Origin of the sequence: Actinocrinis sp., assembly GCF_035946395.1 — a bacterium.
Classification (GTDB): domain Bacteria; phylum Actinomycetota; class Actinomycetes; order Streptomycetales; family Catenulisporaceae; genus Actinocrinis.
Genome location: NZ_DASYZI010000064.1, coordinates 1 through 25,759, shown reverse-complemented (window position 1 = coordinate 25,759; position 25,759 = coordinate 1). Strand labels below are relative to the sequence as shown.

17 protein-coding genes are annotated in these 25,759 nt (G+C 71.0%); 13 read left to right on the top strand and 4 right to left on the bottom strand.

Going from position 1 to position 25,759, the window contains the following annotated elements:
* Window positions 1-460 precede the first annotated feature (460 nt).
* From VGS97_RS04315 to VGS97_RS04280, 8 genes are all read left to right on the top strand, one after another.
* Window positions 461-1,657: an ATP-grasp domain-containing protein gene (locus VGS97_RS04315; protein WP_326851869.1), complete on the top strand. Its 1,197-nt coding sequence runs from the start codon at window positions 461-463 to the stop codon at window positions 1,655-1,657.
* Entirely contained in the window at window positions 1,650-2,966 is a 1,317-nt protein-coding gene (locus VGS97_RS04310; protein WP_326851868.1) for a hypothetical protein, read from the top strand. The genes VGS97_RS04315 and VGS97_RS04310 overlap by 8 nt, the downstream gene beginning before the upstream one ends.
* Window positions 2,948-5,494, top strand: coding sequence for an amino acid adenylation domain-containing protein (locus VGS97_RS04305; protein ID WP_326851867.1), 2,547 nt, complete (start codon window positions 2,948-2,950; stop codon window positions 5,492-5,494). Before VGS97_RS04310 ends, VGS97_RS04305 begins: the two co-directional genes overlap by 19 nt.
* A 37-nt stretch (window positions 5,495-5,531) precedes the next feature.
* Entirely contained in the window at window positions 5,532-6,836 is a 1,305-nt protein-coding gene (locus tag VGS97_RS04300) for a peptide ligase PGM1-related protein (RefSeq protein WP_326851866.1), read from the top strand.
* A gap of 44 nt (window positions 6,837-6,880) precedes the next feature.
* The gene (locus VGS97_RS04295) at window positions 6,881-7,111 is read left to right on the top strand and encodes an acyl carrier protein (RefSeq protein WP_326851865.1); all 231 of its coding nucleotides are present in this window, start codon (window positions 6,881-6,883) and stop codon (window positions 7,109-7,111) included.
* A gap of 77 nt (window positions 7,112-7,188) precedes the next feature.
* Window positions 7,189-8,448: a cytochrome P450 gene (locus tag VGS97_RS04290; protein ID WP_326851864.1), complete on the top strand. Its 1,260-nt coding sequence runs from the start codon at window positions 7,189-7,191 to the stop codon at window positions 8,446-8,448.
* A 6-nt stretch (window positions 8,449-8,454) separates the two neighbouring features.
* On the top strand, window positions 8,455-8,655 hold the full coding sequence (locus VGS97_RS04285; protein ID WP_326851863.1) for a ferredoxin: 201 nt from the start codon (window positions 8,455-8,457) through the stop codon (window positions 8,653-8,655).
* Between the two features lie 121 nt (window positions 8,656-8,776).
* Window positions 8,777-9,817 carry a hypothetical protein gene (locus VGS97_RS04280; RefSeq protein WP_326851862.1) on the top strand — a complete coding sequence of 347 codons (1,041 nt, stop codon included), beginning with the start codon at window positions 8,777-8,779 and terminating at the stop codon, window positions 9,815-9,817.
* Between the two features lie 71 nt (window positions 9,818-9,888).
* On the opposite strand, the gene VGS97_RS04275 is transcribed toward VGS97_RS04280, so the two are convergent.
* Window positions 9,889-10,578, bottom strand: a complete 690-nt coding sequence (locus tag VGS97_RS04275) for an FMN-binding negative transcriptional regulator (protein WP_326851860.1) — start codon at window positions 10,576-10,578, stop codon at window positions 9,889-9,891.
* Window positions 10,579-10,594: 16 nt separating this feature from the next.
* Window positions 10,595-11,911, bottom strand: coding sequence for a lysine N(6)-hydroxylase/L-ornithine N(5)-oxygenase family protein (locus tag VGS97_RS04270; protein ID WP_326851859.1), 1,317 nt, complete (start codon window positions 11,909-11,911; stop codon window positions 10,595-10,597).
* A gap of 554 nt (window positions 11,912-12,465) precedes the next feature.
* Here VGS97_RS04270 and VGS97_RS04265 point away from each other — a divergent pair.
* From VGS97_RS04265 to VGS97_RS04255, 3 genes are all read left to right on the top strand, one after another.
* Complete coding sequence (locus VGS97_RS04265) at window positions 12,466-18,192, top strand: non-ribosomal peptide synthetase (RefSeq protein ID WP_326851858.1); 5,727 nt, start codon at window positions 12,466-12,468, stop codon at window positions 18,190-18,192.
* A 53-nt stretch (window positions 18,193-18,245) separates the two neighbouring features.
* Entirely contained in the window at window positions 18,246-19,568 is a 1,323-nt protein-coding gene (locus VGS97_RS04260; RefSeq protein ID WP_326851857.1) for a peptide ligase PGM1-related protein, read from the top strand.
* Window positions 19,569-19,648: 80 nt separating this feature from the next.
* Window positions 19,649-21,169 (top strand): B12-binding domain-containing radical SAM protein, encoded by a 1,521-nt coding sequence (locus tag VGS97_RS04255; protein ID WP_326851856.1) that lies wholly within the window; start codon window positions 19,649-19,651, stop codon window positions 21,167-21,169.
* Window positions 21,170-21,181: 12 nt separating this feature from the next.
* Here the strand turns inward: VGS97_RS04255 and VGS97_RS04250 are convergent, their stop codons facing one another.
* Entirely contained in the window at window positions 21,182-22,567 is a 1,386-nt protein-coding gene (locus VGS97_RS04250) for an NtaA/DmoA family FMN-dependent monooxygenase (RefSeq protein WP_326851855.1), read from the bottom strand.
* Window positions 22,564-23,757, bottom strand: a complete 1,194-nt coding sequence (locus VGS97_RS04245; protein WP_326851854.1) for an LLM class flavin-dependent oxidoreductase — start codon at window positions 23,755-23,757, stop codon at window positions 22,564-22,566. The genes VGS97_RS04250 and VGS97_RS04245 overlap by 4 nt, the downstream gene beginning before the upstream one ends.
* Window positions 23,758-23,797: 40 nt before the next feature.
* Between VGS97_RS04245 and VGS97_RS04240 the strand changes: the two genes are divergently transcribed.
* Window positions 23,798-25,078: a hypothetical protein gene (locus VGS97_RS04240; protein WP_326851853.1), complete on the top strand. Its 1,281-nt coding sequence runs from the start codon at window positions 23,798-23,800 to the stop codon at window positions 25,076-25,078.
* Window positions 25,079-25,106: 28 nt separating this feature from the next.
* The coding region (locus tag VGS97_RS04235) for an NAD(P)/FAD-dependent oxidoreductase (protein WP_326851852.1) at window positions 25,107-25,759 on the top strand (653 nt) is incomplete at its 3' end.

The following is a 25,759-nucleotide window of genomic DNA, read 5'->3' as shown; positions in this document are numbered from 1 at the left end:
TTATCGGCAGCCGCAAGAGTATTGGCAGGCGTTCCACCGGCAGTCGGCCCGTGAAATAGCCGGGCCGCCCACTTCCACCGACCAGGAGGCTGATTATCTCGGCACGGGCTGCGCACCCCCGGACATCAGCGAGCTGTGACGCACGCCTCCGGGGCATGGCGTCTTCGCGTGCCCGCAGCCGGTGAGCTCCCAGCTCCGGCGGCAATCCTACGCGAGAGCCGGGAGTAGGAGCCTGATCCAATCCGTCCCTCAGGCCCCTTGTCCGCGTGCGGCGCAGTCGCTAGGCTCGGCGCGTGCATCGGGCCGTGCTCCGATCGGTTCCGGTTTCACGGTGGGCATAAAGCGCGGCTAATCGGACAGATTTGGAATCGCGTGTATGACACGGGGCGTTGAAATCGGCGATACACCCGGCTCGTCGACGGGTGGCAGGATTCTCATCATTGAACCGCTTTCTTCGGGTGTGGAACTTGTGCGGGTCGCTCGGCGGCTGGGCCTCTCGACCGTGGTCGCCTCCTACGACGACGCGGAGCGCGCGCTCCCCCAGGACATGCGGCGCCACGTGGACACGCTGATCCGGGTCGACCCGAACGACGAGGCGGAGCTCACCGAGCGGATCGTCCGATTCCACGAACACTCGCCGCTGATCGGGATCGTGCCCGGAGTCGAGTCGTACGTCGCGGTCGCGGCGCGGCTGGCCGCCAGACTCGGACTTCCCGGGCAACCCGTGGCCACCGCCGAGGCCCTGCGAGACAAGTCCACGATGCGGGACCGGGTGCGCGCCGCCGGTCTTCGGGTTCCGCGTTACGCGCTGGTGACCGACGGCGCGATGCTCGACGCAGCCGCCGAGCACGTGGGCTTCCCGGCCGTGCTCAAGCCGGTCGCGTCCTCCGGGAGCGTGCAGGTAAGCAGAGTCGACGACGCCGAACAGTTGCGCCTCGCCTACCAGCGGATTCTGGAGGACCGGCGGCCCGACGACGTCGGGCAGTTCCTCGACGGGCGCGTTCTGCTGGAGCAGTACCTGCCTGGTCCCGACCTGAGTGTGGAAGGCTACGTCGTCGACGGCCGGGTCGAAGTGGTCTCCCTGACGAAGAAGTTCGTCGGCCCCGAACCGCATTTCGTGGAGGTCGGGCACGTCGTCCAGTTCGAGATGGACCAGGATCGCCGGGACGCGATCGAATCCTATGTGGCCGCCGTCTGCGAAGCGCTTGGCGTGGTGCTCGGTCCGTTCCACTGCGAACTGCGCCTCGTCGACGGGGAGCCGGTGCTGGTCGAACTGGGAGCCCGGTTGGCCGGCGGACGCATCGTCGCCATGATCGAGCTGGTGACCGGCCTCTCCCTGTGGGAGATCATGCTCGCCGCGCACGCCGGATGGGCCGTCGGGCCGGGGAACGACGCCGGCCCGCCGCAGGCGAAGTTCGCGGGCATCCACATGTTCACCGCGCCTGGTCTCTCGGCCGTCGGCGAAGTACGAGGCCTGGAACGGGTCCGGTCCGCCGATTACGTGCGGGAGGCCGAGGTGTACCTGCGTCCCGGGGATCAGATACCCGAGTTCGGCGACTTCCGCTCGCGGATCGGCCACGCGCTCTTCGTCGCCGACAGCTACGAGCAGGCTGTGGCGCGCAAGGCCGAGATCGAAGCGATGGTGCATTTTGGCTGACGACGGCGCGCCGCGCTATCTCGTGATCAACCGCTTCGACGACGAATGCGGGTACTACCACGACTTCTTCGCAGGACTCGATTGTCAACTGTTTTATATCACGCTCCCGAAGGGCTTGCCCGTCCTGGACCAGGACGGCGCCGTGCAGACCGTGGTCGTCCCGGACCTCGGCCTCGACACCGTCCTGGCGCAGGCGAAGGCACTGGTCGCGCGGCACGGCGAGTTCGCCGGGGTCGTCGGGATGTCCGAGCGCGACGTGCTGATGACCGCGCTGCTGCGGGAGGCGCTCGGGATCCCGGGCTGGCGCGGCGACTTCGTCAACAGGTTTCGCGACAAACCCACCATGAAGCGGCTGGTCGCCGAGGCCGGCCTGCGTGTTCCACGATTCGAGGAACTCGACGAGCGGCCCGACGCGGCAGGGATCGCGGCCCGCCTGGGGCTTCCCCTCGTACTCAAGCCCCGTTCCGAGGCGGCGTCCCGCGGCGTGGTCGTCGTTTCCGACGAGGCTGAACTCGCCGACCTGCTCGCCTCGATCGACCCCGCGCAGTACGAGTGCGAGGAGTTCGTCGGCGGCGCGGTCGTCCATGTGGACGGCGTCCGGCGCGACGGCGCCTTCCACTACGTCAGCGCCTCGGAATACATCAACACCTGCCTGGACTTCGTGCACGGCCAGTGGATCGGCTCCGTCATCCTCGATCCGGGCGAGGAATGCGACCGCTACACGCGCTTCACCGCGCTGTGCCTTGACGCGTTGGGCCTCACCGACGGGCCGTTCCATTTCGAGCTGATCGTGGCGGAACGCGGCGAGCCCGTCTTCCTGGAAGTCGCGATCCGGCCCGGGGGCGGCGAGGTCGCGTTCATCCACCAGGACCTGTTCGGTGTCAGCCTGTACGGCGAGGGACTGCGGGCCTCGCTCGGTCTGGCGGCGATGAACCGGCCGGATGAGTTCCGCGCGCCGGTAGGCGGCGGATGGCTGCTCATCCCGGAGCCCGAGCCGAGGCCGTGCCGCGTGCTCGCCCGCAACTCGATGGCCGGGACGGTCCCGGAGGTGTACGCGGAACTGCTCCCGCAGATCGGCTCGGTGCTCGACGGAACCGGCGGCTACGAGCGAATCGGCGGGCGGTTCCGGCTGCACGGCTTGGACGAGTCCTCGGTCCGCGACGCCATCGCGAGAGTGGCCGGGCTCTACGAACTCAAGGTCGAACCGGCCGCGACGGACGGGGCGGCGCCGGGCGGTGGCAGCCCCTATGCGGCCTGGATCAACAAGCCGCGAAGCGCGAAGGACGGTACATGGCGCTCGGCACGGTGAACGTCCCCACCACGGACGAACTGCGCGCGGATCCGGCACAGTTCTGGTCCCGACTGTCGGCCGACGCCGTCGGGCTCGACCTGCCCGCCGACCGGCGGCGTGCGGCCACCGGAGACGGCGGGCGCACGGTCGCCCACCTCGCCGGGCCGGTCCTCGGCAGCGTGCCGCAGACGGGTCCTGACATGTTCGCGACTTTACTCGCCGCGTGGTGCGCCGTGTTGCATCGGCACACAGGCCAGACCGACCTGGTGGTAGGAATCCGCAGCGGGTTCATCGATCGGGACCTGACGGATTCGGTGCCGGCAGGTATCACGCTGCCGGTGCGCATACTCGTTGATCCGAAAGCCGCCTTCAAGGAGCTCGTCGAGGGCGCCCGGCAGGCGCTTTCCTCGGCCGCGCGCCATGCCGACGCGCTGGACGCAACCGGGCCGGGAAGTATCTGGCAAGCCGCCGCGCCGGGCGTGCGCGTCGGTTTCGGCATTCTGCCGCCGGGCGGCGGCGAAGGCGCGTTGACATCCGTGTCGCATGCGACCGACACGGCCATCGACCTCGAACTGCTCCTCGGTTCCGACGGCTCGCACGCGATCCCGCACCTCGTCTACAACGCCGGCCTGTTCAACACGCCGACCATGGCGAGGCTCCTGCGCCACTGGGCGCACTTGTCCGCCGAGGCCGGGCGGGCGCCAGACGTGCAAGTCAGACTCCTGCCGGTGGAGGCGGGTGCCGCCGAACCGCCGTCTTGGGATCTGCCCGTTCCCCCCGGCTACCGGACGCCGGCGCCGCCGAGGGCCGGAGAGTCGCTCGTCGACCGATTCCGCGCGGTGGTCGCGCAGCACGGGGACCGGCCTGCGATCACCAGCCCCGGGGTCGCGTTCAGTTACGCCGAGCTGGAGCGCACCGCCCGGAGCGTGTCCCGGCGGCTGCCCCGGACACCCGCGGACGCGCCGGTCGCAGTGCTCTGTGACCACAACGCGTACCTCGCGGTCGGCGTGTGGGCGGCGCTCATGGCGGGCCGCGGCTATGTTCCGCTGGATCCGCGCCAGCCCGACGGCCGGCTCGCCCGGATCGTCGCCGACGCCCAGGTCTGCGCGATCATAAGCGAGTCCGGCTCGGCCACCCGCGCCGGGGCACTGGCGAAGGGCAAGCCGACGGTCACGCTGCCGACCCGCGCGATCGAGTCCGGGGCGGACATCGATACCGGCCAGCCGAACGCCGCCGACGCGCTCGCCTACCTGCTGTACACCTCCGGATCCACCGGGCGCCCCAAGGGAGTCGTGCAGTCCCACGAAAACGTGCTCGCCCATGCGCTCACATACGCCGAGCGGCTTCGGATCGGCCCCGGAGACCGCGTGCCGCTGCTGGCGAGGTTCACCTTCGACGCGGCGGTCATGGACTTCTTCGGTGCGCTGCTGACCGGCGCCAGCCTGCGCGTCATCGAGCCGGTCCAGCCCGCCCTCGCGCTCTGGCAGGAACTGGCCGAGGCCGATGTCAGCCTGCTGCACTGCACGCCGACCCTGTTCCGGCACCTGCTCTCGGACACCTCGGCCGGTGACGGCCTGCGCGCGAAGTTGCGGGCGGTCGTGCTCGGCGGCGAAGCGGTTCACGGCGATGACCTGCAACGATTCGAGGCCTGCTTCCCGGAGCCGTGCGCGTTGGTGAACGGCCTGGGGCCGACCGAGTGCACGGTCGCCCTACAATACCTGGCCCGCCGCGGCGATCCGGCGGCCGAGGTCACCGTCCCGGTCGGTCACCCGGTGAAGGGCGTCGAGGTCCGGCTCGTCGACGCGGACGGCCTGCCGACCGAGGTCTTCGGCGAACTCGAGTTCGCCGGCTCCCGGCTGGCGCTGGGCTATCTGCGTCAGCAGGAGGCCACGGCTTCCGCTTTCGGCGTACGCCAGGACGGCACGCGTTACTACCGGACCGGCGACCTGGCACGCCGGCTGCCGGATGGTTCGCTTGTGCACTGCGGGCGCAAGGACCGCCAGGTGAAGATCCGTGGCTTCCGGATCGAGCCCGGAGAGGTCGAGGCGGTGCTGCGCGCCCACCCGACCGTCGCACAGGCCGCAGTGGTCGTCGACGACGCGGACGGCCCCGCGCGGCTGATCGCGTATGCGAGCTCCTCCACTCCCGCGCCGCTGGACCCGCTGGAGCTCGCCGGTTACCTGGGCCGGCAACTGCCCGACTACGCGGTTCCGCTGTTCGTGGTGCCGGTCGCCGTCATGCCGCTCGGCCCCACCGGGAAGCTCGACGCTTCGAGGCTGCCCCGACCGCGGAGCGCGACGGCCGACGCGGCGCCGAGCGGCCCGCTGGAACGGGCCGTCGCCGGGCTGTGGTGCCGGGTGCTCGGGCTGGCGCAGGTCGGGCGGCTGACCAACTTCATGGCCGCCGGCGGCGACTCGATCCGGCTCATGGAACTGCTCGCTCTGGCCGAGGCCGAGTTCGGCGTGGCGCTTCCGGTCGTGCGCTTCCTGCGCAGCCCCACGGTCGCCGCGATGGCGGAACTCATCGAACGGATCGGGAAAGAATGACGCCCTGTCGGATCTTTGCGCCCTGGAGGGGCCGGCGTTGACCAGACTCCTGATCGGCAACGACTTCAGCGAGGACGTCCGTACGGATCGCGGCTGGACCGGCTGGTGGGTCCAGCGCCTGCTCTGGTTCGCCCGGGACGGGGACGTCCTGGTCCTGCCGTCGGCGCCGGAGGGCGAATTCCTGGAGTACGTGACCGGGCTGACGGGCACTCACCCCGAGTCTCTGCGCTTCGTCACGCCGCGCTCCGCGGGCCAAGGCGGCCTCACCGCGCAACAGCTCGCCGATGCCGACATGGTCGAGGCGGTGCACGCGGCCGTGGCCGAACTGGACGTCACCGAGGTGCAGTCGCTGTGGCCCGACGCCGCGGTCGCCCAGCTGGCCAGACGGATCGGACTGGCGCACGCCCTGCCCGGCTACGGCTTCGTCGAGCAGGGCGGCGGATTCCTGGTGAACAGCAAGTCCTTCTTCCGCGCCGTGGCCGGCGGGGTCGGAGCCCGGATCCCGTCCGGCGCGGTCTGCACGAGTCGGCAGGCGGCCGAGCGCGCCATCCTGGACCTGCTCGATCTCGGCACTCCAGTCATGATGAAGCACGATTATCTGTCGGGCGGGCGCGGCAACGAGATCCTGAGCGCGGACGAGACCGTGCGCCCCGTCGGCGCCCGGCGCACCGTTCGCATCGGCGGTCAAGCCGACGTAGCCGCCTATCTGGACGACCGGTGGGATTGGCTCAGCAGCGGCGGGCGCGGCCGGCCCGTGGCGGAGGTCTACCACCGGGACAGCTCGGCCTACTTCGTCGAGTTCTTCGTCACGGACGCGGGAGCGCGACTCGGCGGCGACGGTGAACTGCTCTCCGCGCCCTACGCCGTCGGCCAAGTAATGCCCTCGGTCGGGCTTGAGGACGAGGTGCTGCGGGAGATGGTCGACAGCGCTCGGCGCCTTGCGAGCGCGCTGCACGCCATCGGTTACCGCGGCGTGCTCAGCCCCGACGCGATCGTCACGCCGGAACGGGACGTGCTGTTCACGGAGTTCAACGGCCGGGTCACCGGCTCCACGCACATCTACGACCGGATCGGCAGGCACGTGGTCGGGGACGGCTTCGGCAAGGACCGGGTCATCCTGGAGCGGGTCTGGCCGGAGGGCTGGTCGGTGGAGTCCTTCGCCGCGATGGTGCGGCGGCTCGGCGAGGCGGGATTCGCGTACGACCGCGACAGCAGGAGCGGGGTCGTGCTCACGAACGCCTTCGACGGCGAGAACGGCGTCATGTACTGCGTGGTCGCGGAGGACCTCGACCAGGCCTGGTCGCTCGACTCCGAACTGAAGAACGTGTTCGCCACGCGGTAACCGGGCGCGCGGACCCGGCCCGACCAGGAAGTGGGATGGAGACCATGAGCGACGTAGTCGATCAATTGACCGAGATGTGGAACGAGCTGCTGGAGCCGACGCAGATCACGCCGGACTCAGACTTCTTCGATTGCGGCGGAACCTCGGTCACGGCGGTGTACTTGGCCGCGGCGGTCCAGGAGTCGCTCGGCGTGGCGCTGGACGCGATCGAGGTGGTCAAGTTGCGGACGTTCGGCGCCATCGCGCAGACCCTCTCCGAGCGGCTCGGCGCCTAGGGAGTGTTCGAGAGACGGGGCCGGCGGTTCGCACGGTCCCGCAGCGCGCCGACCGCCGTCGCCCCTGAAGGAGTGCCATGACGCGTCCGACCGCCGCGCCCTCGACCGCCGCGGCCCGCTGCCCTGTGCCCGTGCGGCTTCCCGTCGCACGCACCACCCCCTTCGACCCTCCGGAAGAACTCGGCAGGCTCAGGGCCGACGACCCGCTTCGCCCGCTGGTCTATCCGGACGGGCACGTCGGCTGGCTGGTCACGAGCTACGCGCTGGCCCGGGACATCCTCGCCGATTCCCGGTTCAGCGCCCGCTCGGAGCTGAAGCGGGTACCGGTGAGGCGTCCGGGCGCCGAGCCGTTCATCGGCGAGCCGGCGCTGCCCGGCTGGTTCGTCGACATGGATCCGCCGGAGCACACCAGGTACCGCAGGCTGCTGGCCGGGCAGTTCACTCTCAGACGGCTGACCCGGTTGCAGCCCGAGGTCGACCGGATCGTCGCCGACCGGCTCGACGCCCTGGCCGCCGCCGGGCCGCCGGCCGACCTGGTCGAGCTGTTCGCGCTGCCGATCCCGTCACTGATGATCTGCGAGTTGCTCGGGGTCCCGTACGCGGACCGCGAGAGCTTCCAGCGCGACAGCAACGCCCTGTTCAGTCTGAAGGTCACCGCGCGGGAAGGCGCCGAGGCGATGGACCGGCTGACCGGTTACCTGCTGGAGCTCGTCCGGCGCAAGAGGGCCCGCCCGCGGGACGACCTGCTCAGCGGCCTGATCCTGAGCGGAGGGCTGGGCGACGCGCAGATCGCCGGCGCCGGAGTGCTGCTGCTGACCGCCGGGCACGAGACGGTCGCCAGCATGCTCGGCCTCGGCACGTACGCCCTGCTCAGCCATCCGGCGCAGAAGGAGCGGCTGACGGCGGGCGCCGTGCAGGCGGATGTCGCGGTGGAGGAGCTGCTGCGCTACCTGACCATTTTCCAGTTCGGCGTCCCGCGAAGCCCGCTGGAGGATGTCGAGCTCGCCGGCCGGACGATCCGGAAGGGCGAGAGCGTCACCGTCTGCCTGCCCGCCGCGAACCGGGACCCTGACCGCTTCGAACTGCCGGACGAGCTGGACCTCGGCCGCGCGGCGCGCGGCCACCTCGCGTTCGGCTACGGCGTGCACCAATGCATCGGCCAGAACCTGGCGCGCATGGAGCTGCGCACGGCGCTGCCGGCGCTGCTGCGGCGATTCCCGGAGCTGGAGCCGGCGGTGCCGGCGCACGAAATCCCGCTCGCGAATGATGCCGGCTTCTACGGGGTGCACCGCCTTCCGGTGCGTTGGCAGGACCGGGACGCCAAGAGGACAGGGTGAGGACGAGTGCGAGTCATCGCTGACAGGGACGTGTGCATCGGAGCCGGCCAGTGCGTCATGGTCGCTGCGCGCTTCTTCGACCAGGACGACGAGGACGGCCTCGTCCTGGCGTCGGCTTCGCGGGTGCCCGAGGACACTCTCGGTCTCGTCCGCGAGGCCGTCTCGCTGTGCCCCTCAGACGCGCTCAGCCTGGTCGAAGACGACTGAGAGGACATGGTGTCACAGGACCATGACACGTTCGCGACGGCAAGTACGCACGCTGGGCGAGGGTGCCGAGCGGTCGGCGCTCCTTACCTGACATCTGGATCGGAACGACACGAGTCGGATGATGAACAGCAACGTGGTACCGCATCCCAGCAGCAACCTCCTTCCACTTCGGGCCACCCATCGCCCTCGGCACACCTCCCCCGGCGCTTCGGCGGTTCTCCCCCTGGAAGCGCTGCTGCCTGCCGACTCGCCGCGGCTGGCCGGTCCTGATCCGCAGCATGTGCGGTTGCTGGCCGATACGGCGCAGGCCCTTCCTCCGGTCCTCGTGCACCGCACGACGATGCGGATCATCGACGGCATGCACCGGCTGCTGGCCGCGCGGCTGCGCGGCGAGGCCGACATCGCCGTGGAGTACTTCGACGGCAGCGCGGATGACGCCTTCGTGCGCGGCGTGCGGGCGAACGTGACCCATGGACTGCCGCTGTCACGGTTGGACCGCGAGGTCGCGGCGGCCCGCATCATCGGCTCACACCGGCAGTGGTCGGACCGGGCGCTGGCCGACGCGGTGGGACTCAGCGCGCCGACCGTCGCGGCCATCCGGCGGCGGCTGTCCGGGTCCGAGCCGGCGATGGAGGTGCGGCTGGGACGGGACGGGAGGTCGCGCCCCCTGAGCACAGCCGAGGGCCGGCTCAAGGCAAGCCGGATCCTGGACGAGCGCCCTGACGCTTCACTACGGCAGATCGCCCGCGAGGCCGGCATCTCGGTGGGTACCGCCCGCGATGTCAAGAAACGCTTGAACCGCGGTGAGGATCCCGTTCCCGCGAGGGTCCCGGCACGGCGCGCCGCGGCGCACCCGCCCGACACGGGAACGGCTTCGCTGGCGCCGACCGCCGAGGCCCTCGCGTCGCGCACCGTCCAGTTCGACGTGGCCGCACTGCTGCACATCCTGCGCCGGGATCCGTCACTGCGCTTCACCAACGTCGGCCGGGCGCTGCTCCAGTGGCTCAGCGTGCAGGAACTCGATCCCGACGGCCGGCTGGACCTGGTGCGCTCGGTCCCGCCACACTGCCGGACCAGCGTCGCGGCGCTCGCGCGCAACTGCGCGGAGGTCTGGCAGGAGTTGGCCGTCGCGCTCGAACACGAGCCGCAGGCTGTCGCCTGACGCCGTCCGAGCACCGTGATACGACGCCGCGCATCCGGCCGTGACGACGACTCAGGTGTGTGAAAGCGGGTTCACGCGACTCCGGAGTCGGCGGGCCGTTCCCCCGCAGCGCGCGCGGGCGCGGATGTCAGGGCGTACTGGCTCATCAGATCCGCGAGATCTCGCGCGGCGCCGCGCCGCGCCGTTGCGAGCCGCTCGATCACCCGCGCCCTGATGTCCTCGCTCTTCTCCTGGCTCAGCTTGAACATGGAATCCGCCGACGTCACGTGAAATCGGAACGCGCCGACTCCCGAACCGATCGACCGGAAGTAGTCCAACGAGGAAGAGGCGTCCCACCCGGCTCCGAAGCGGGCCTCGAACAACTCGGCGGTGCGGGTGACGACCTCCAACGTCGCCTCAAGGCCATCCAGCGGTTCCACCCTGCCCGCGAGGTGCACCGCGACGAAGTCCCACGTCGGCGATGCGGGCGTGACCTGGTAGTCGACCGGGGTGATGTAACTGTGTGGCCCGGCGAAGATCAACCGCCCCTGCGTTCCGTCTTCCAGCGCCGCCCAGTGCGGGTTGGACCGGTTCATGTGACACAGCATCACCGAACCTTCGAGCGGCCCGGTGGGCGCCGTCTCAGGCGCTGGGATGACCGGCAGATGCGTTGCGTAGGGCACTGCGGGGCCGTTGGACGCGAACGTGGCGAGCGGGTATTGCTCAAGGATGGTGCGCATCCACGCCTCTGTTTGCTCCTGGTAGAGCGGTGGTACGTACACCACGCCTCCTAACGGCTCATCGGATGCGGCGCAGGACCGAGCGGACGATCTCCCCGCTGCGCACCGCGGTCGTGGACAGCAGGCCCGCCGAGATGCCGTGCGACGGTTCCGCGACCGCGCCCTGAAGATAGATCGCGCAGGCGACCGCATCCGAGGTGATCACGCGGTAGTCGCGGTCCAGCACCAGCCGCCCGTCACCGTCGTGCTTGCACTCGGCCGCGATCGCATCCAACAGCGGCGCCGGATCTGAAGGGCGATACCCCGTCGCATACACCACGGCGTCGGCACTGAGCGTCTCCACCCGACCCGTCAGCAGGGACTCGACGTCGACGCGCACGCCATCCGCGCCTTCCTCGACGGCGCGAACCGTGGAAGCGTTCATGATCCGCAGACGCGACGTGCCGCCGGCCACACGCTCTTCATATTGCGTGCGGTACAGGCTTTGGCACAGTTCCAGGTCCACCACCGAGTAATTCGTGTTGGCGTGGTAGGCCAGCATCTGGCGCCTGATGTCCTCCGGCGCGCTGTAGAGCAGGTCGACGGATTCGGGATCGAAGATCCGGTTCGCGAAGGCGCTGTCGTCCGCGACGCCGTATCCGAAGCGGCTGTAGACCGTGCAGACCTCCGCGGTGGGGCAGCGCCGCAGAAGACAGTCGGCGGCCTCGGCCGCGCTCTGCCCCGCCCCGACGACGAAGATCCGGCGCGGATTCGACGCGGCGAGGTCCGCGACGGCGTCCATCAGGCGGGCGCTGTGCCAGACACGGTTGGACGTGACGACGCCGTCCGGCAGGTGGGGAGTGATGCCGGTGCCGATCACCAGATTCGCGGCCCTCTGGACCACCTGCCGATCAGGCCTGCCGGCTTCGCGGCCGACGATGTCGAGGTGGGTTACGACGCCCGCGTCGACGACCGGCTTGATCTGCGTCACCTCGACGCCGTAGCGTACGCGGCCGGCGAACGGCAGTGCTGCCCATTCGAGGTAGTCGTGGAACTCGGTGCGGGAGGGGAACATCGTGTGGTTGTTGATGAAGTCCGGCAGCCGGTTCTTGGCGTGCAGGTAGGCGACGAAGCTGTACTCACTGGCCGGGTTGCGCAGGGTGACCAGGTCCTTGAGGAAGGAGACCTGCATGGTCGCGCCCTCGATGAGCATCCCGCGGTGCCAGCCGAAAACCGGCTGGCGCTCGAAGTAGGCGTGAGTGAGCGGCCGCGGCGCGGCGCCGCTGCGGGCGGCCTCGTCGGCCGCGATGGCCACCGCCAGATTGGACGGCCCGAACCCGATTCCGGCGAGGTCCACGCCGGAGTACTGCGGCTCGGACGCCGGTGATGTCGTCATCCCGTTACCCGCCTCTCAGTGATAGATGGGCGCGAGCCGTCGTGCCGGAAATGAGGTCGCGGAAACTGAAGCGGACGCGGCGAAATACGTGTACGGCGCAGCTGCCGCACACGCGCTCCGGAACCCGTGCCCGGGGTTCTGCACGCCCGCGCGCAGCGGCCGTCGCCGACCCCGGCACCGCACGCGGCGCGACCCAATCCGCCAGAACCCTGCGTCCGCATCGTTCCCCACGACAGGGCCGGTGTGCAACCGCGCGGTTTTTACAGTTGAGCGCATTCCGGAACAACACCGGGACGTATTTGTCAACGTTCTGCGCGCGGCGGCGTCGCGTCCGGGCCCCGATATCGCGCCTCCCCGAACTCGGCCGGGGCCGCGGCGCAGGGCCGGCCGGCGCACAGCGGCGGGCGAGCCCAAGGCCACACAAGAAGCCCTGGCCAAGTTCGAAGAACCGGTATTGCACGGTTGGGCGCACGGCAGTCGTGCCGATAATGTGCCGATCACTTCATCTGTCACGTCGTCATCTGGCCGAATCCCCCGAAACCCCGGTTCCCGAAATGCGATCCGGCGTCTGGGGCGTCGTCAGCGCGGCCCCCGGGCCGGACTGCGGGCAGAACGTCGGGGAGGTGTTCTTCTTGCACGTCGAACAGGAAGCGCTCGGCCGGTTCGAGGCGGTCGCGCAGGCCCGGCCGAGCGCGGTGGCGGTGCGGTTCGAGGGGCGCGGTCTCACGTTCGGCGAGCTCGACCGCCGGGCCGACACGTTCGCCGGGCTGCTGCGCGATCGGGGCCTGGGCCCGGAATCCGTCGTCGGGGTCTGCGTCTCGCGCGGGGCGGCGAGCGCCATCGCCCTGCTGGGCACCCTCAAGGCCTCGGCCGCTTACCTCCCGCTCGACGCGGCGCTGCCCGCCGCCAGGCTCGACGACGTGCTGCGGATCGCCAAGCCGGAACTGGTCGTCGCCGACGCGGCGGGGCGGGGCGCGCTACCCGACCTGCCGTGCCCCCTCATGCCGTTCGAACAGGTCGAATCGGCGCCCCGGCACGCCAGAGCGGATCGGCGCACCGGTCCTGATTCGCTCGCGTACATCGTGTTCACCTCGGGCTCCACGGGTGCGCCGAAGGGCATCGAACTGCCGCGGCGCACCCTCGATCATCTGGTCGGCTGGAGCCTTGAGGGCAATCCGGCGCCGCGCAACTGCCTCCAACTGGCCGCGCTGAGCTTCGACGTCTCCATCCAGGAGATGATGGTGACCCTGGCCGGGGGCGGCACGCTGACCGTAGTGCCCGAGCAGTCCCGCAAGGATCCGCGCGCCGTGCTACACCTGATGGCCCGCGAGCGCGTGGTCAGCAGCCACATGTCCCCGGCCATGCTCGGCCAGGTCGCCGAGGCGTGGGCCGACGACCCGGTCGGCCTCGAACTGCGGCAGATCTACCTCGCAGGCGAGGCCGTGCGGCTGACCCCGCCGATCCGGCGTTTCCTCGAGGCGCTGCCCGGTGTGCTGTTGCAGAACGAGTACGGCATGTCGGAGGCCCAGGTGGTCACCCGGTGCACGATGCTCGGCGATCCGCAGCAGTGGCCTGACTTCCCGCCCATCGGCGAGCCTGTGCGCGGGGCGGCGATCCGGCTGCTCGACGAGCGGCTGCGGCCGGTTCCGATCGGCGGGCGCGGGGAGCTGTACGTGGCCGGAGTCTCGGTCGGCCGGTCGTACCGGGCACGCCCGGAGCTGACGGCCACTCGGTTCGTCGCCGACCCGTACGGCGACGAACCCGGCGCGGTCGTCTACCGGACCGGGGACCTCGGCGAGCTCAAGGCGGACGGGCGCATCGAGTTCCTGGGGCGCGCGGACGAGCAGATCAAACTGCGCGGCTTCCGGGTCGAGCCGGGCGAGATCGACGCGCTGTTCGCCCGGCACCCGGCGGTCGCGCAGGCGGTGACGGTGCTGCGCGAGGACCGCCCGGGCGACCAGCGCCTGGTCACCTATGTGCGGGGCCGCGACGGCAAGGTGCCCGTGCCCGAACTGCTGGCGGAGGCCGCGCGGCGCCTGCCGGACTACATGGTGCCTTCCGCGGTCGTCGTGCTCGAACGTTTTCCGCTCAACTCGAACAACAAGGTCGACCGCCGGGCGCTGCCGCCACCGGACACCGGGGCCGGGACCAGCGCCGACACCCCCTCGCGCGGCCCGCGAACGCCCCGGGAAGAAGTCCTGCGCGACCTGTTCGCCCGGGCTCTCGGCGTTGCGACGGTGGGCATCGACGACGACTTTCGCGCCCTGGGCGGTCATTCGCTGCTGGCCAACAAGCTCACCGCGCTGATCCGCCGCACGCTCGGGGCCGAGCTCACGGTGCGCGCCGTGTTCGAGGCCCGGACCGTCGCCGGGCTCGCGGCGCTGTTGGAGGCGCCTGCCACGGCGACCGCCGCCGGGCCGCCGCTGGCGCGCCGCGACCGCCCAGAAACACTGCCGCTGTCGTTCAGCCAGAGCCGGCTGTGGTTCCTCGACCAGTTGGAGGGGCCGGGACCGGCGTACAACGTCGTGGTGCCGCTGCGGCTCACCGGCGCGCTCGATCCCGATGCGCTACGCGCCGCGCTGGCCGACGTCGTCGAACGGCACGAGACACTGCGCACCGTCTTCCCGGACGACGGCGACGGGCCGCGCCAACTGGTCCTCGGGATCGAGCGGAGTACGCCGCCGCTGCACATCATCGAGATCGACGACGCAGGACCCGACACTGCCGTGGCGGCGGCCGCGGGGCACGCCTTCGATCTCGCGCGGGAGTGTCCGCTGAACGCGGTGTTGCTGCGCCTGGCACCGGACAGCCACTTGCTGGTCCTGGTCGTGCACCATATCGCCGCGGACGGCTGGTCGCTCACGCCGCTGCTCGACGACCTGGCCATGGCCTACGCGGCTCGGCGCGAAGGACGCGCGGCGGACTGGGAACCGCTCGCGGTGCAGTATGCGGATTACACCCTCTGGCAGCGTGACCTGTTCGGCGGCGCACAGCCCGAAGGCGCGGTGGCCGAGCACGAGGCGTACTGGATCAAGGCACTGCGAGGATTGCCCGACCGCAGCGACCTGCCGGGCGACCGGCCCAGGCCGCAGCGACGCACGGGTGACGGCGGCTCCGTGCCCATCGACATCGACGGTGCCCTGCACCTGGCCCTGTCCGAACTGGCCCGTGAAGCCGACGCCACCGTCTTCATGGTGATGCACGCCGCCATCGCAGTTCTGCTGTACGCGATGGGCGCGGGCACGGACATCCCGCTCGGCGCGCCGACGGCCGGGCGCACCGACCCTGCACTCGACGGCGCGGTCGGCTGCTTCGTCAACATGCTGGTGCTTCGGGCGGACCTGTCCGGTGACCCGACGTTCCGGCACCTGCTCGCGGCGCTGCGGGACACCGACCTGGCCGCGTACGCGCACCAGGACCTGCCGTTCGAGCGGGTGGTCGATCTCACGGGTCCGGCACGTTCGCTCTCCCACTCCCCGCTGTTCCAGGTCATGTTGGCGTTCAACAACACGGTTCAGGTGGCCCCGCGGCTGGCCGGGTTGCTCGTCGAGCCCGTCGAGGTGCCGGTCGGCAGCGCGAAGACGGACCTGAGCTTCAACCTGCGCGAGACGCTGGACGCCCAGGGCCGGCCCGCGGGCATCGGCGGCGCCCTGGTTTTCGCGCGGGACATGTTCACGCCGCAGACTGCGCAGCGGCTCGCGGCGCGGCTGAAACAACTGCTGCACGCCTTCACCGCGGACCCGGATCTGCACGTGGGAGCAGCCCCGATCGTCCTTCCAGCGGAACGCGGGTGGCTGCTCGACGACTGCAACGGCGCCCGCGGCTCGGCACCGCCCACGACACTGCCGCGGCTGTTCGCCGAACAGGCGGCCCGCTGCCCGGACGCGGTGGCGGTCACGGATCGCACCGGTTCACTCACCTACGCCGAGCTCGATGCGCGCACCGCACGGGCGGCGAAGGTGTTGGCCGCGCACGGTGCACGGCCGGGCACGTTCGTCGCGGTCGCGCTGCCGAGATCGGCACGCCTGGTCTGCGCGCTGCTGGCGGTGGCCAGAGCGGGAGCGGCGTTCGTCGTGATCGAACCGGACTATCCGCAGGAGCGGATCAGACTTCTACTGGCGGACGCCGGCCCGGTGGCGACGGTGGCCGACGAGGCCACTGCCGCGTTCATCCGTGCGGCAGGGCACGAAGTGCTCTCCCCCGCGGCGCTGCTCGACACGGTCACGCACGACGGCGGTCAGGCCGCATCGCGTTCAGCCGAACCGGTGGAGGCCGGACCGGGCGATCCCGCCTACCTGCTGTACACGTCAGGCTCCTCGGGGGCGCCGAAAGGCGTCGTGGTCGAGCACCGCTCGTTGGCCTCGTATCTGGTGCAGGTCCGCGCCGCCTACTCGGACGCCTCGGGTTCGACGCTCCTGCACTCCCCCGTCTCCTTCGACCTGACGGCCACCGCCCTGTGGGCCCCGCTGGTCTGCGGCGGCCGGGTTCTCGTCGGAGACCTCGACGACGAGGGCCCGCGCCCGACACTGCTCAAACTCACCCCGTCGCACCTCGGGATGATGCGCGCCCTGTCCCGCGACCCCGCGCCCTCGGGCACCCTGATCGTCGCGGGCGAGGCGCTGACCGGCGGGCAACTCGCGCGCTGGCGGGACGAGCATCCGCAGGTGACGGTCATCAACGCCTATGGGCCGACCGAGACGACGGTCAGCTGTTTCGACTTCACGCTCAAACCCGGCGACCCGACCCCGCCGGGCGCCGTGCCGATCGGCCGGCCGTTCGCAGGCGTCTCAGGGTACGTGCTCGACCGCAGGCTGCACCTAGTGCCGCCCGGCGTGCCGGGCGAGTTGTACGTATCCGGGTCCTGCCTGGCCCGCGGCTACTGGCGCCGGCCGGGGCTGACCGCCGAGCGGTTCGTCGCGGACCCGTTCGGGGCGCCCGGCGCCCGCATGTACCGCACCGGTGACGTGGTGCGCCGGCTGGCCGACGGCACCCTCGAATACGTCGGACGCGCCGACGGCCAGCTGAAGATCCGCGGGTACCGCATCGAGCCCGGAGAGATCGAGGCGGCCGCAGCGCGCCATCCCGGCGTGGGGCAGGCCGTCGTCGTCGCCCGGCAGGACGGTGAGGCAGACCAAAGGCTGATCGCTTACGTCGCGCCGTCGTCCGGCGCGGACCTGGACGCCGCGCAGGTCCGAGCCGGCCTGGCCGAGCGCCTGCCGGCCCATCTGGTGCCGTCGGCGGTCGTCGTGCTGCCGCGTCTTCCGCTCAACCGCAACGGGAAGGTGGACCGCGCCAGGCTGCCCGCGCCGCCGCAGCCCGCCGCCGCGACGGCCGGGCGAGCGCCGCGCGACCGGCGGGAGGAGCGGCTCTGCGAGCTGTTCGCGCAGGTGCTCGGCCTGGCCGAAGTCGGTCCCGACGACGGGTTCTTCGCGCTGGGCGGCCACTCGCTGCTGGGCGCCCAGTTGGTGATGCGGCTGCGCGAGCAGTTCGGCGTCAGGCTGGCGCTACGCGACCTGTTCGAGGCACCGACCCCGGCGGGGCTGGCCGCCCGGCTCGACGAGGGTGCGGCCGGCGGGTTCGGCAGCACCCTGCTGCCGCTGCGCCCGGACGGTGCGCTGCCCGCCCTGTTCTGCGTGCACCCGGTCACCGGCGTCAGCTGGTGCTACGCCCGGCTGGCCGCGTTCCTGGCCTCCGACCGGCCGATCTACGGGCTCCAGTCGCCGATGCTGACCGCGTTGGCGGCGCCGCCGGCGACCGTCGCCGCCCTGGCCGCGCACTACCTGGCACGCGTCCGGCAGGCGCAGCCGGAAGGGCCCTACCACCTGCTGGGCTGGTCGTTCGGCGGGCTCGTGGCCCACGAGATGGCCGTGCAGTTGCAGCAGGCCGGGCAATCGGTCGGCACGCTGACCTTCCTCGACAGCCACCTGCCGGGAGCCTCGGACGACGACGTGACCGACGCGCCCGACCGGCGGGCACTGCTGCGGGCCTACGGGGTGCGGCAGGTGGAACTCGACGACGACGCCGTCGACGCCGTCTACCGCGCCATGGAGGACAACAAGCGGCTGGAGCGGAGCTTCACGCCGAACGTCTTCACCGGCGACGTCGCGTTCTTCAGCGCGGCGCGGGGACGGGCGGCCCACTGGCGCGGGGCCGAGCAATGGCGCCCCCACGTCACCGGCGTCATCGCCGAACACGAGGTACCGTGCCGACACCTGGAGATGACGCAGTCCCGGTCGCTCGCCCTGATCGCCCGGGTGCTGGAACGGCGCCTGTCCGGCTGACGGGCGGGCGGCGGCAATGAGACAGACGACCACGACGAGCGGAGAGCGCAACCATGACAAGGCTGCTGGTCGGCCACGATTTCAACGAGGACCTGCGGACCAGGCACTCGGCCGCCTGGTACTGCCAGCGGCTGGCCTGGTTCGCCGAGGACGGCGACGTGCTCGTGCTGCCCGTCGCCCCCGACGAGGGCTGGCTCGAATACGTCGGCGACCTGACCGGCACCGACCCGGCGACCCTCGCGGTGGTCGTGCCGCCGCCCGGTGCCGCCGGGTCGGGGCAGCTGACCAAGGACCGGCTGCGCGACCCGCGTTTCCTCGCCGAGTTGCGCGCCGCGGTCGCGGGCCGACCCGTCGAGTACGTGTACGCGCTGTGGCCGGATGCCCGCGTCGTGGAGCTCGCCGCGCACCTCGGCGCCGAGCGGGCGGTGCCGGGATACCGCTTCCTCACTCAAGGCGGCGACGCGATCGCGAACAGCAAGGCCTTCTTCCGGGCGGTGGCCTCGGGCATCGGGCTGCCCGTCGCCGAGGGCACGGTGGTGCGCAGCCGGCAGGCCGCGGAGGAGGAGATCCTGCGACTGCTCGACGACGATCATCCGGTGATGCTCAAGAACGAGTTCCTCTCCGGCGGGTGGGGCAACGAGATCCTCACCCGGCGCGGCGGGGTGCGCCGCCTCGGCGCACGCCGGCTCGTCGAGCTGGAGGGCCGCTCGTCGGTACGCGAGTACCTGGAAGAGCGCTGGCCGCGCCTGACCGACGCAGGGCGGCACGAACTCGTCGTCGAACGCTACTTCCCGGAGAGCCAGGGCGTCTTCGCCGAGTTCTCGATCGAGGACGACGGCGTGCACTACGGCGGCCAGGGGCACCTGCTCTCGACGCCGTACGGCGGCGCGTCGATCACCCCGGCGGCCGACGTCGACCCGGACCGCATGGCCGAGGTCGTCTCGGGCGGCCGACAGCTGTGTGAGGCGATGCGGGCGATCGGATACCGGGGCGTGCTCAGCGCGGACGCGATCGTCACCCCCGCCGGGCAGGTGATGTTCACCGAGTACAACGGCCGCTCCACCGGATCGACGCACGGCTACCAGATCGTCGGCCGTAAGATCATCGGCCCGGATTACGCCGAGGATCGGGTCATCGTGGAGCGCCTCGGCACCGACGCGTGGTGCATAGAGTCGTTCGCCGAAGCTGTCCAGATGCTGCGGGCGTCCGGCTTGCAGTACGACCCGCAGACCCGGCGTGGCGTGGTGTTTCTGCACGCCTTCGACCCGGGCACCACGTCGGTGCCCTACGTCGTCATCGACGAAAGCATCGCCGCGGCCGCCGAAATCGAGGTGCAACTCGGGAAGGCCTTCGACTTCGTGCCACGCCTGACCTGACCCGCCGGGGCTCCACCGCCGCCCAACCGGCCGCCACCGATGCGCCGCCTCCCTCTCCGACGAAGCTGAAGGAACCGACCGTGTGCGCTCACCGCGTGGAGCGGGTACTGCTCGTCAACGCCGCCACCGATGAGGGAGTCTCCTCGATCGCGAACGACGGCACGTTCCCGGCCCTCGGCGTCGTGTCACTGGCCACCGCGCTGCTGCGGCACCGCCCGTGGCTTGAGGTGATCGCGGTCGACGGGCAGGTGACCCCGATGGCCGAGATCGAGCGGCTGGTGTGGGACTTCGCCCCGGACGTCCTGGGCGTCAGCGCCCTGGGCACGTCCTATGCCAATACCCTCGTGATCACCCGGGTGGGCAAGGATGCCGGCGCGGTGACGATCCTCGGCAACGACCAGGCTGCGGTACTGGCCCGGCAGATCCTGGCCCGGCGCCCCGAGGTGGACTACGTGTGCGCGGCCGACGTGGGCGAGTTCGCGCTGTGCGCCTTCGTGGACGCGCTGAACGGCGAGCGGCCGATCGAGTCGGTGCCGCAGCTGCTGTACCGGGGACCGGCCGGCATCGTGCACAACGACCTGCCGGAACTGCCCGGGCCGCCGGCGGGCGGCGGCCTGAGCGTACGCGTCCTGGACGCCATACCGGTCCCCGACCGCAATCTGATGCCCGAGGCGAACTGGCGCCAGTACCTGCTCAACTATCTCGATGTCTACGGCGGCCTGCACGACGCGGAGGTCACCGGGGTGACCACGATGAACCGGGCGCGCGGCTGTGCCCGCGCGAAATCCCCGTGCCACTTCTGCGGTATCGCGGACCTGTCGCTGCGCTTCTCCTCGCCGGAGGTGTTCTGGGCCGACGTGCGCGCCGCGCAGCGGCAGGTGGAAGCCTCGGTCTTCTACGAGGCCTTCGACAGCATGAGCAGCTCTCCGCGCTGGGTGCAGGAGCTGGTCGAGACCAGGCCCGACGACATCGGCGACCCGAAGTTCTTCGTCTACACCCAGGCGGCGGAGACCACGCCCCGGCTGGTCGACCTGTACCGCCGGCTCGGGGTGTACCGGGTGAACATGGGCCTGGAATCGGGCGACACCAGGATGCTCAAACTGCTCAAGGGACCGCGCGACAGCCTGGAGAACAACCGGCGCGCCGCGCTGCTGCTCAAGGAGGCCGGGATCCTCATCTACGGTTCGCTCGTTCTCGGCGGGCCGGGCGAGAACGCCGAAAGCCTGGAGCACACCGTGCAGTTCGCCCGCTGGCTGGTCGACAACGGGATGATGGCCGCGCTTCAGGCACAACCGCTGTACCCGGACTTCGGCGCGCTGACCGGCCGCTGGCTGATGAATCCGGGGCTCGCCCGGCAGGCGGCCGCCGAGCGGGGCTTCGAGATCCTCGACGAGGCGCTGCTCGACTCGATGCCGGCGAAGTACGGGAGCACCGACGTCATCGACTTCGACGAGATCTCGATGGACTGGTGCCGCATCTTCAGCCGGGTGGGCTGGGACGAACTGGTCGACGCGACGCGCGCCGTGCGCGCGTACGCCGACGGCCGCGGCACGGCGTCGGGCTCCTCGCGGATCTCCGCGGCGCAGCTCGGCGCCCAGTGAGGCCTCCCACGATCAGGGTTCGGCGAAAGTGGCTCTTCGAACGGTGAAAGTGGGGTCGCACGCCGGCAGGCCGAGGTTCTCCCGCAGCGTCGCGCCCTCGTACCCGGTGCGCACCAGCCCGCGCTCCTGGAGCAGGGGTAGCACGTTGTCGGCGAACTCGTCCAGGCCGCCCGGAACGAGGTGCGGCACCATGACGAAGCCGTCGCAGGCGTCCTGGTCGACCAACTCGGCCATCTGCGCGGCGACGGACGCCGGGGTGCCGATGAAGGTCTGCCGGCCGGTGACCTCGATGACCAGATCGCGGATGGACAGCTTCCCGGCTTCGGCGAGCGCGCGCCACTGCGCCGCGGTGGCCATCCGGTCGGGGTAGTGCCGGACGCTGGCGAGCCTGCTGGCGACCCCGTCCGCGTCGAGCGCCGGGTCGATCGCGGGCAGCGGCCCTTCCGGGTCGTAGCCGCTCAGATCGCGGTTCCACAGCTGCTCAAGGAAGCGGATGGCCGAGGCGCCGTCGATCTGGAGGCGGCGCACCACGCGAGCGGCCTCCTGCGCCTCGGCCTCGGTCTCGCCGAGGGCGAAGGTGCTGGCGGGCATCACCAGCAGGGAGTCGGCAGTACGCCCGTAGCGTGGCAGCCGCGCTTTCACGTCGGCGTAGAAACGCTTCTTCTCCGCGGTGTCGCTGTACATTCCGAAGATCACGTCCGCCGTGGCGGCGGCGAACTCGCGCCCCTGCTCCGAGCCGCCGGCCTGGAAGATCACCGGGACGCCCTGCGGGCCGCACGGCACATTGAACCGCCCGGCGATATCGAACTGCGCGTCGTGGTGCTCGAAGGCCCCGGCCCGCGGGTCGCGCAGGAAACGCCCCGCCCGCCGGTCCGCGACGACGTCGCCGGGGCGCCAGGAACGCATCAGCCCGAGTGCGGCGTCGAGGAAGAGCCGTGCCCGCTCGTAGCGCTGCTCCTGCGCCAGGAAGCCGCCGCGGCGGAAATTCTCGCCGACGAAGCGCTCCCAGGAGGTGACAACGTTCCAGCCCGCCCGCCCGCAGGTGAGTTGGTCCAGGGTGGCGAACTGCCGGGCCACCTCGTAGGGCTCGTTGAACGTGGAGTTGACCGTGGCGACCAGGCCGATGTGCTCGGTGACGGCGGCCAGCGCGGCGAGCATGGTGACGTTGTCGGGCCGGCCGGCGACGTCCCGTTCGTACACCCGGCCGTGCTGCTCGCGCAGTCGCAGCGCCTCGGCCAGGAAGAAGAAGTCGAACCCGGCGTGCTCGGCGGTGCGTGCGAGGTGCACGAAGGAGCCGAACTCCATGTAGTCGTGCCATGCGGGGTCGCTCCACACCGCGGTGCTGTTGGTGCCGGGGTAGAACGCCCCGAGGCGGATCCGCCTACGGGGCCGGTTCACGAGCTCCTCCAGTCGGTGCGCGCATAGCGGTTGGCGGGCCGCGCAAGGCCGAGCAGGCCGCGAAGGGTCGACGCCTCGTAGTCAGCGCGGAACGCGCCGCGGGCACGCAGCAGCTGAACCAACGACCGGGTGATCTGCCGCAGGTCGTACGGCAGCACGACGGGGCGCAGCCGGAATCCGGTCAGCCCGGCATCGGCCCACAGCGCGAGCCGGTCGGCCAGTTGCGCGGGAGTGCCGGCGAACAACGCGGCGCCGTCGTCTGGCGGTGACGCGTCGAGCGCGTCGAGCGCGGCAAGTCGGCGGGCCGCCTGGCCGGGTTCGGCGTCCAGGGCGACGGCCAGGTCGGCGAACACGTGCACTGTCTCGCCCGCCCGGTCCACGGCGCGCTGCTCTTCCCGCACTCGGGCGACCAGGTCCCGCGCTTCCTGCGGGCTGTGCGGCGTCACGAATACCACGTCCGCCGATGCGGCTGCGAAGCGCAGCGCCTCCTCGGTGTCGGCGAGCGCGCACACCGGCGGCTGGCCCTGCGGCGGCCGAGGCGTGACCGAGGGACCCTCGACGCTGAACCAGCGGCCGCGGAACCCGACGCGGTGCAGTCGGTCCGCGTCGAGGTACCGGCCGGTCGCCGGGTCCCGGATCTCGGCGTCGTCCTCCCAGCTGTCCCACAGCCGGCGCACCACCTCGACGTAGTCCGCGGCCTCGGCCCACGCCTCGGCCGGTCCGGTCGGCTCGCCGGCCGGGCGCAGCCGCGGATCGAAATGGCCGGCTTCCTCGGGGCGGCGCGCCACCTGGGCACACCAGCCGGCGCGTCCGCCGGCGACGAAATCGAGGGTGGCCACGGCCCGGGAAGTGTGGAAGGGCTCGGTGTGCGTGACGGTGACGGCCGGCACCAGCCCGACATGGCTGGTCGCCGGCGCGGTGCGGGCAGCCAGCGGGAGCGCCGCGAGTGTGCCGCGCACCTGGTCGGCGCGCCCGTCTGGGCCGTCGGGCCGGGTGGACTGGAGGGTGAGCCGGTCCTCGAAGGTGACGAAGTCGAGCGTCCCGGACTGCGCCTCGGCCACCAGCGCGGTCCAGTAGCCGGGGGTGAACAGCTCCCCCGCCGCGGCTGACGGGTCCCGCCACGATGCGGGGTGCCGGCCGGCACCGTCGAGCGCCACGGCGAGGTGAAGCGGAGGGGTGTCGTGCGCCACACGGTCTCCCGGATCTCGGAATCAGAACCTCGGAGCACAGGTGATTGTCGAGGACCCGGTGCGCCGCGGGAAGGGGTATAACGAGCGAATTTTGAACGGCGGGATGAATGTTGAACAGTTGCCGGCGCCTCGCGGAAGAACCCATAATGGCAGCCGTCACGGCGCTTGTCACGGCCGTGTCGCCATTCGTCCAAGCCGGCGGCCCCAATCGATGCGGCGCGGCTGCCGAACACCTCTTTTCACGCAGGTACCGCCCGCCCTTCGCACTCTTGAGCAATCCTTCCCCTGCCTGGAAGAAGATGACGTGCGTATTGCCATCGCCCACAACCTCCGAGTGACCGACGATGCCGAGGAGACGGTTTTCACCGCTCGCGAAACGGTGGAATACCTCACTTCGAGCATCGCGCGGGCCGGGCACGCGGCGATCACGCTGGAGGTCTCCGGGCCGGTCGAAAGCATCTTGCGCGGGTTGCGGGAGCACGATCCGGACCTGGTGTTCAACATCGCGGAGGGATGGGCCGACAGCGGTCGCCAGTCGTTCTACACTGCCCTGTTCGCACGCCTCGGCTTGCCTTATACGGGGTCGGGGCCGCTCGTGCAGGCGCTGCTGGTGAACAAGCACCTGACCAAGCTGGTGGCGCGGGAGCACGGGGTTCGCACGCCAGGCTGGCGCCTGGTGACCGAGCCGCGCGACCCGGACCTCTCCGGTCTGCGTTTCCCGGTGATCGTCAAACCGAACAGTGAGGGAACTTCGGCCGGGATCACCCAGAAATCCGTCGTGGCTAATCCGGCCGAGGCGATTTCCCATGCCTTTGAGCTGTTGGCGCAATATACGGGCGGAGTGCTGATCGAGGAGTACATAGCAGGCCGCGAGCTGACCGTTCCGTATCTGGCGGCGGTGGACAATGAGTTCGGCGGAGTGCTGGAGCCGACCGAAATCGTTCTGGATGCGGACGCGGAGCGCGCGTACAACATCCTCGACTACGGCTTCAAGAATTACCGGCGCCTGCCGGTGAGCACGTCCGCGCCGCGCGTGGAGTTCCAGACCCCCGCACGGCTGCCGGACGGGGTCGCGCGGCAGGCTCGTGAGACCACCCGCGCGGTTGTACACGCGCTGGGCTGCCTGGACATCGCCCGGGTCGACTACCGGCTCGGCGCGGACGGGCTGCTGTATCTGCTGGAGGCGAACGCGCTGCCGGGGCTTGAGCCCGGACTGAGCATCCACCGGGCAGCGCAGTTGGCCGGGCTGGACCCGCAGGACGGAGTGGTGCACGCGGTGATCGCGTCTGCCGCCCGGCGCTACCGGCTCGAAGCGCTCTGAGCCGCCGCGACCGACACAGGAGGCTGCCATGTGGGACGCGATCGTCGTCGGAGGGCGCTGCGCCGGCGCGGCAAGTGCGCGGCTGCTGGCCGACGGCGGCCGACGGGTCCTGCTGGTCGAGCGGGCCCGTTTCCCGGCGGACACGATGTCCACTTTGTTCATCCACCCGCCGGGCGTCGCGTTGCTCGCCGAATGGGGCGTGCTCGACGCCGTGGTCGCATCCGGATGCCCCCGCCTGGAGTCGATGTCCTATCACGTGCTCGACGTGACACTACGTGCTCAGATGCCCTCTGCGGACGGCGCCGCGACTGCTGCCGGCGCGGCCTTCGCGCCGCGCCGGCACATCCTCGACCGCGTCCTCGCGGACGCCGCCGTGGACGCCGGCGCAGAATTCGCCGACGGCTGTTCACTGGCCGAGGTCCTGTGGGACGGCGGCCGGGTGGCGGGTGTGCGGCTACGCACGGCGGCGGGCACGGAGGTGACCGAGCGCACCCGGCTGCTCGTCGGCGCGGACGGCATGCGCTCCCGGGTCGCAAAGCTCGTCGACGCTCCGATCTCGGTCGCCGACCGGCGGATGACCTGCGTCTACTACGCGGGTTGGACGGGCCTGCCCGGCGGGTTCGCCTTCCGCGAGCGCCCCGGTCGCTGGATCGCGACGATCCCGACGCACGACGGCGTCAC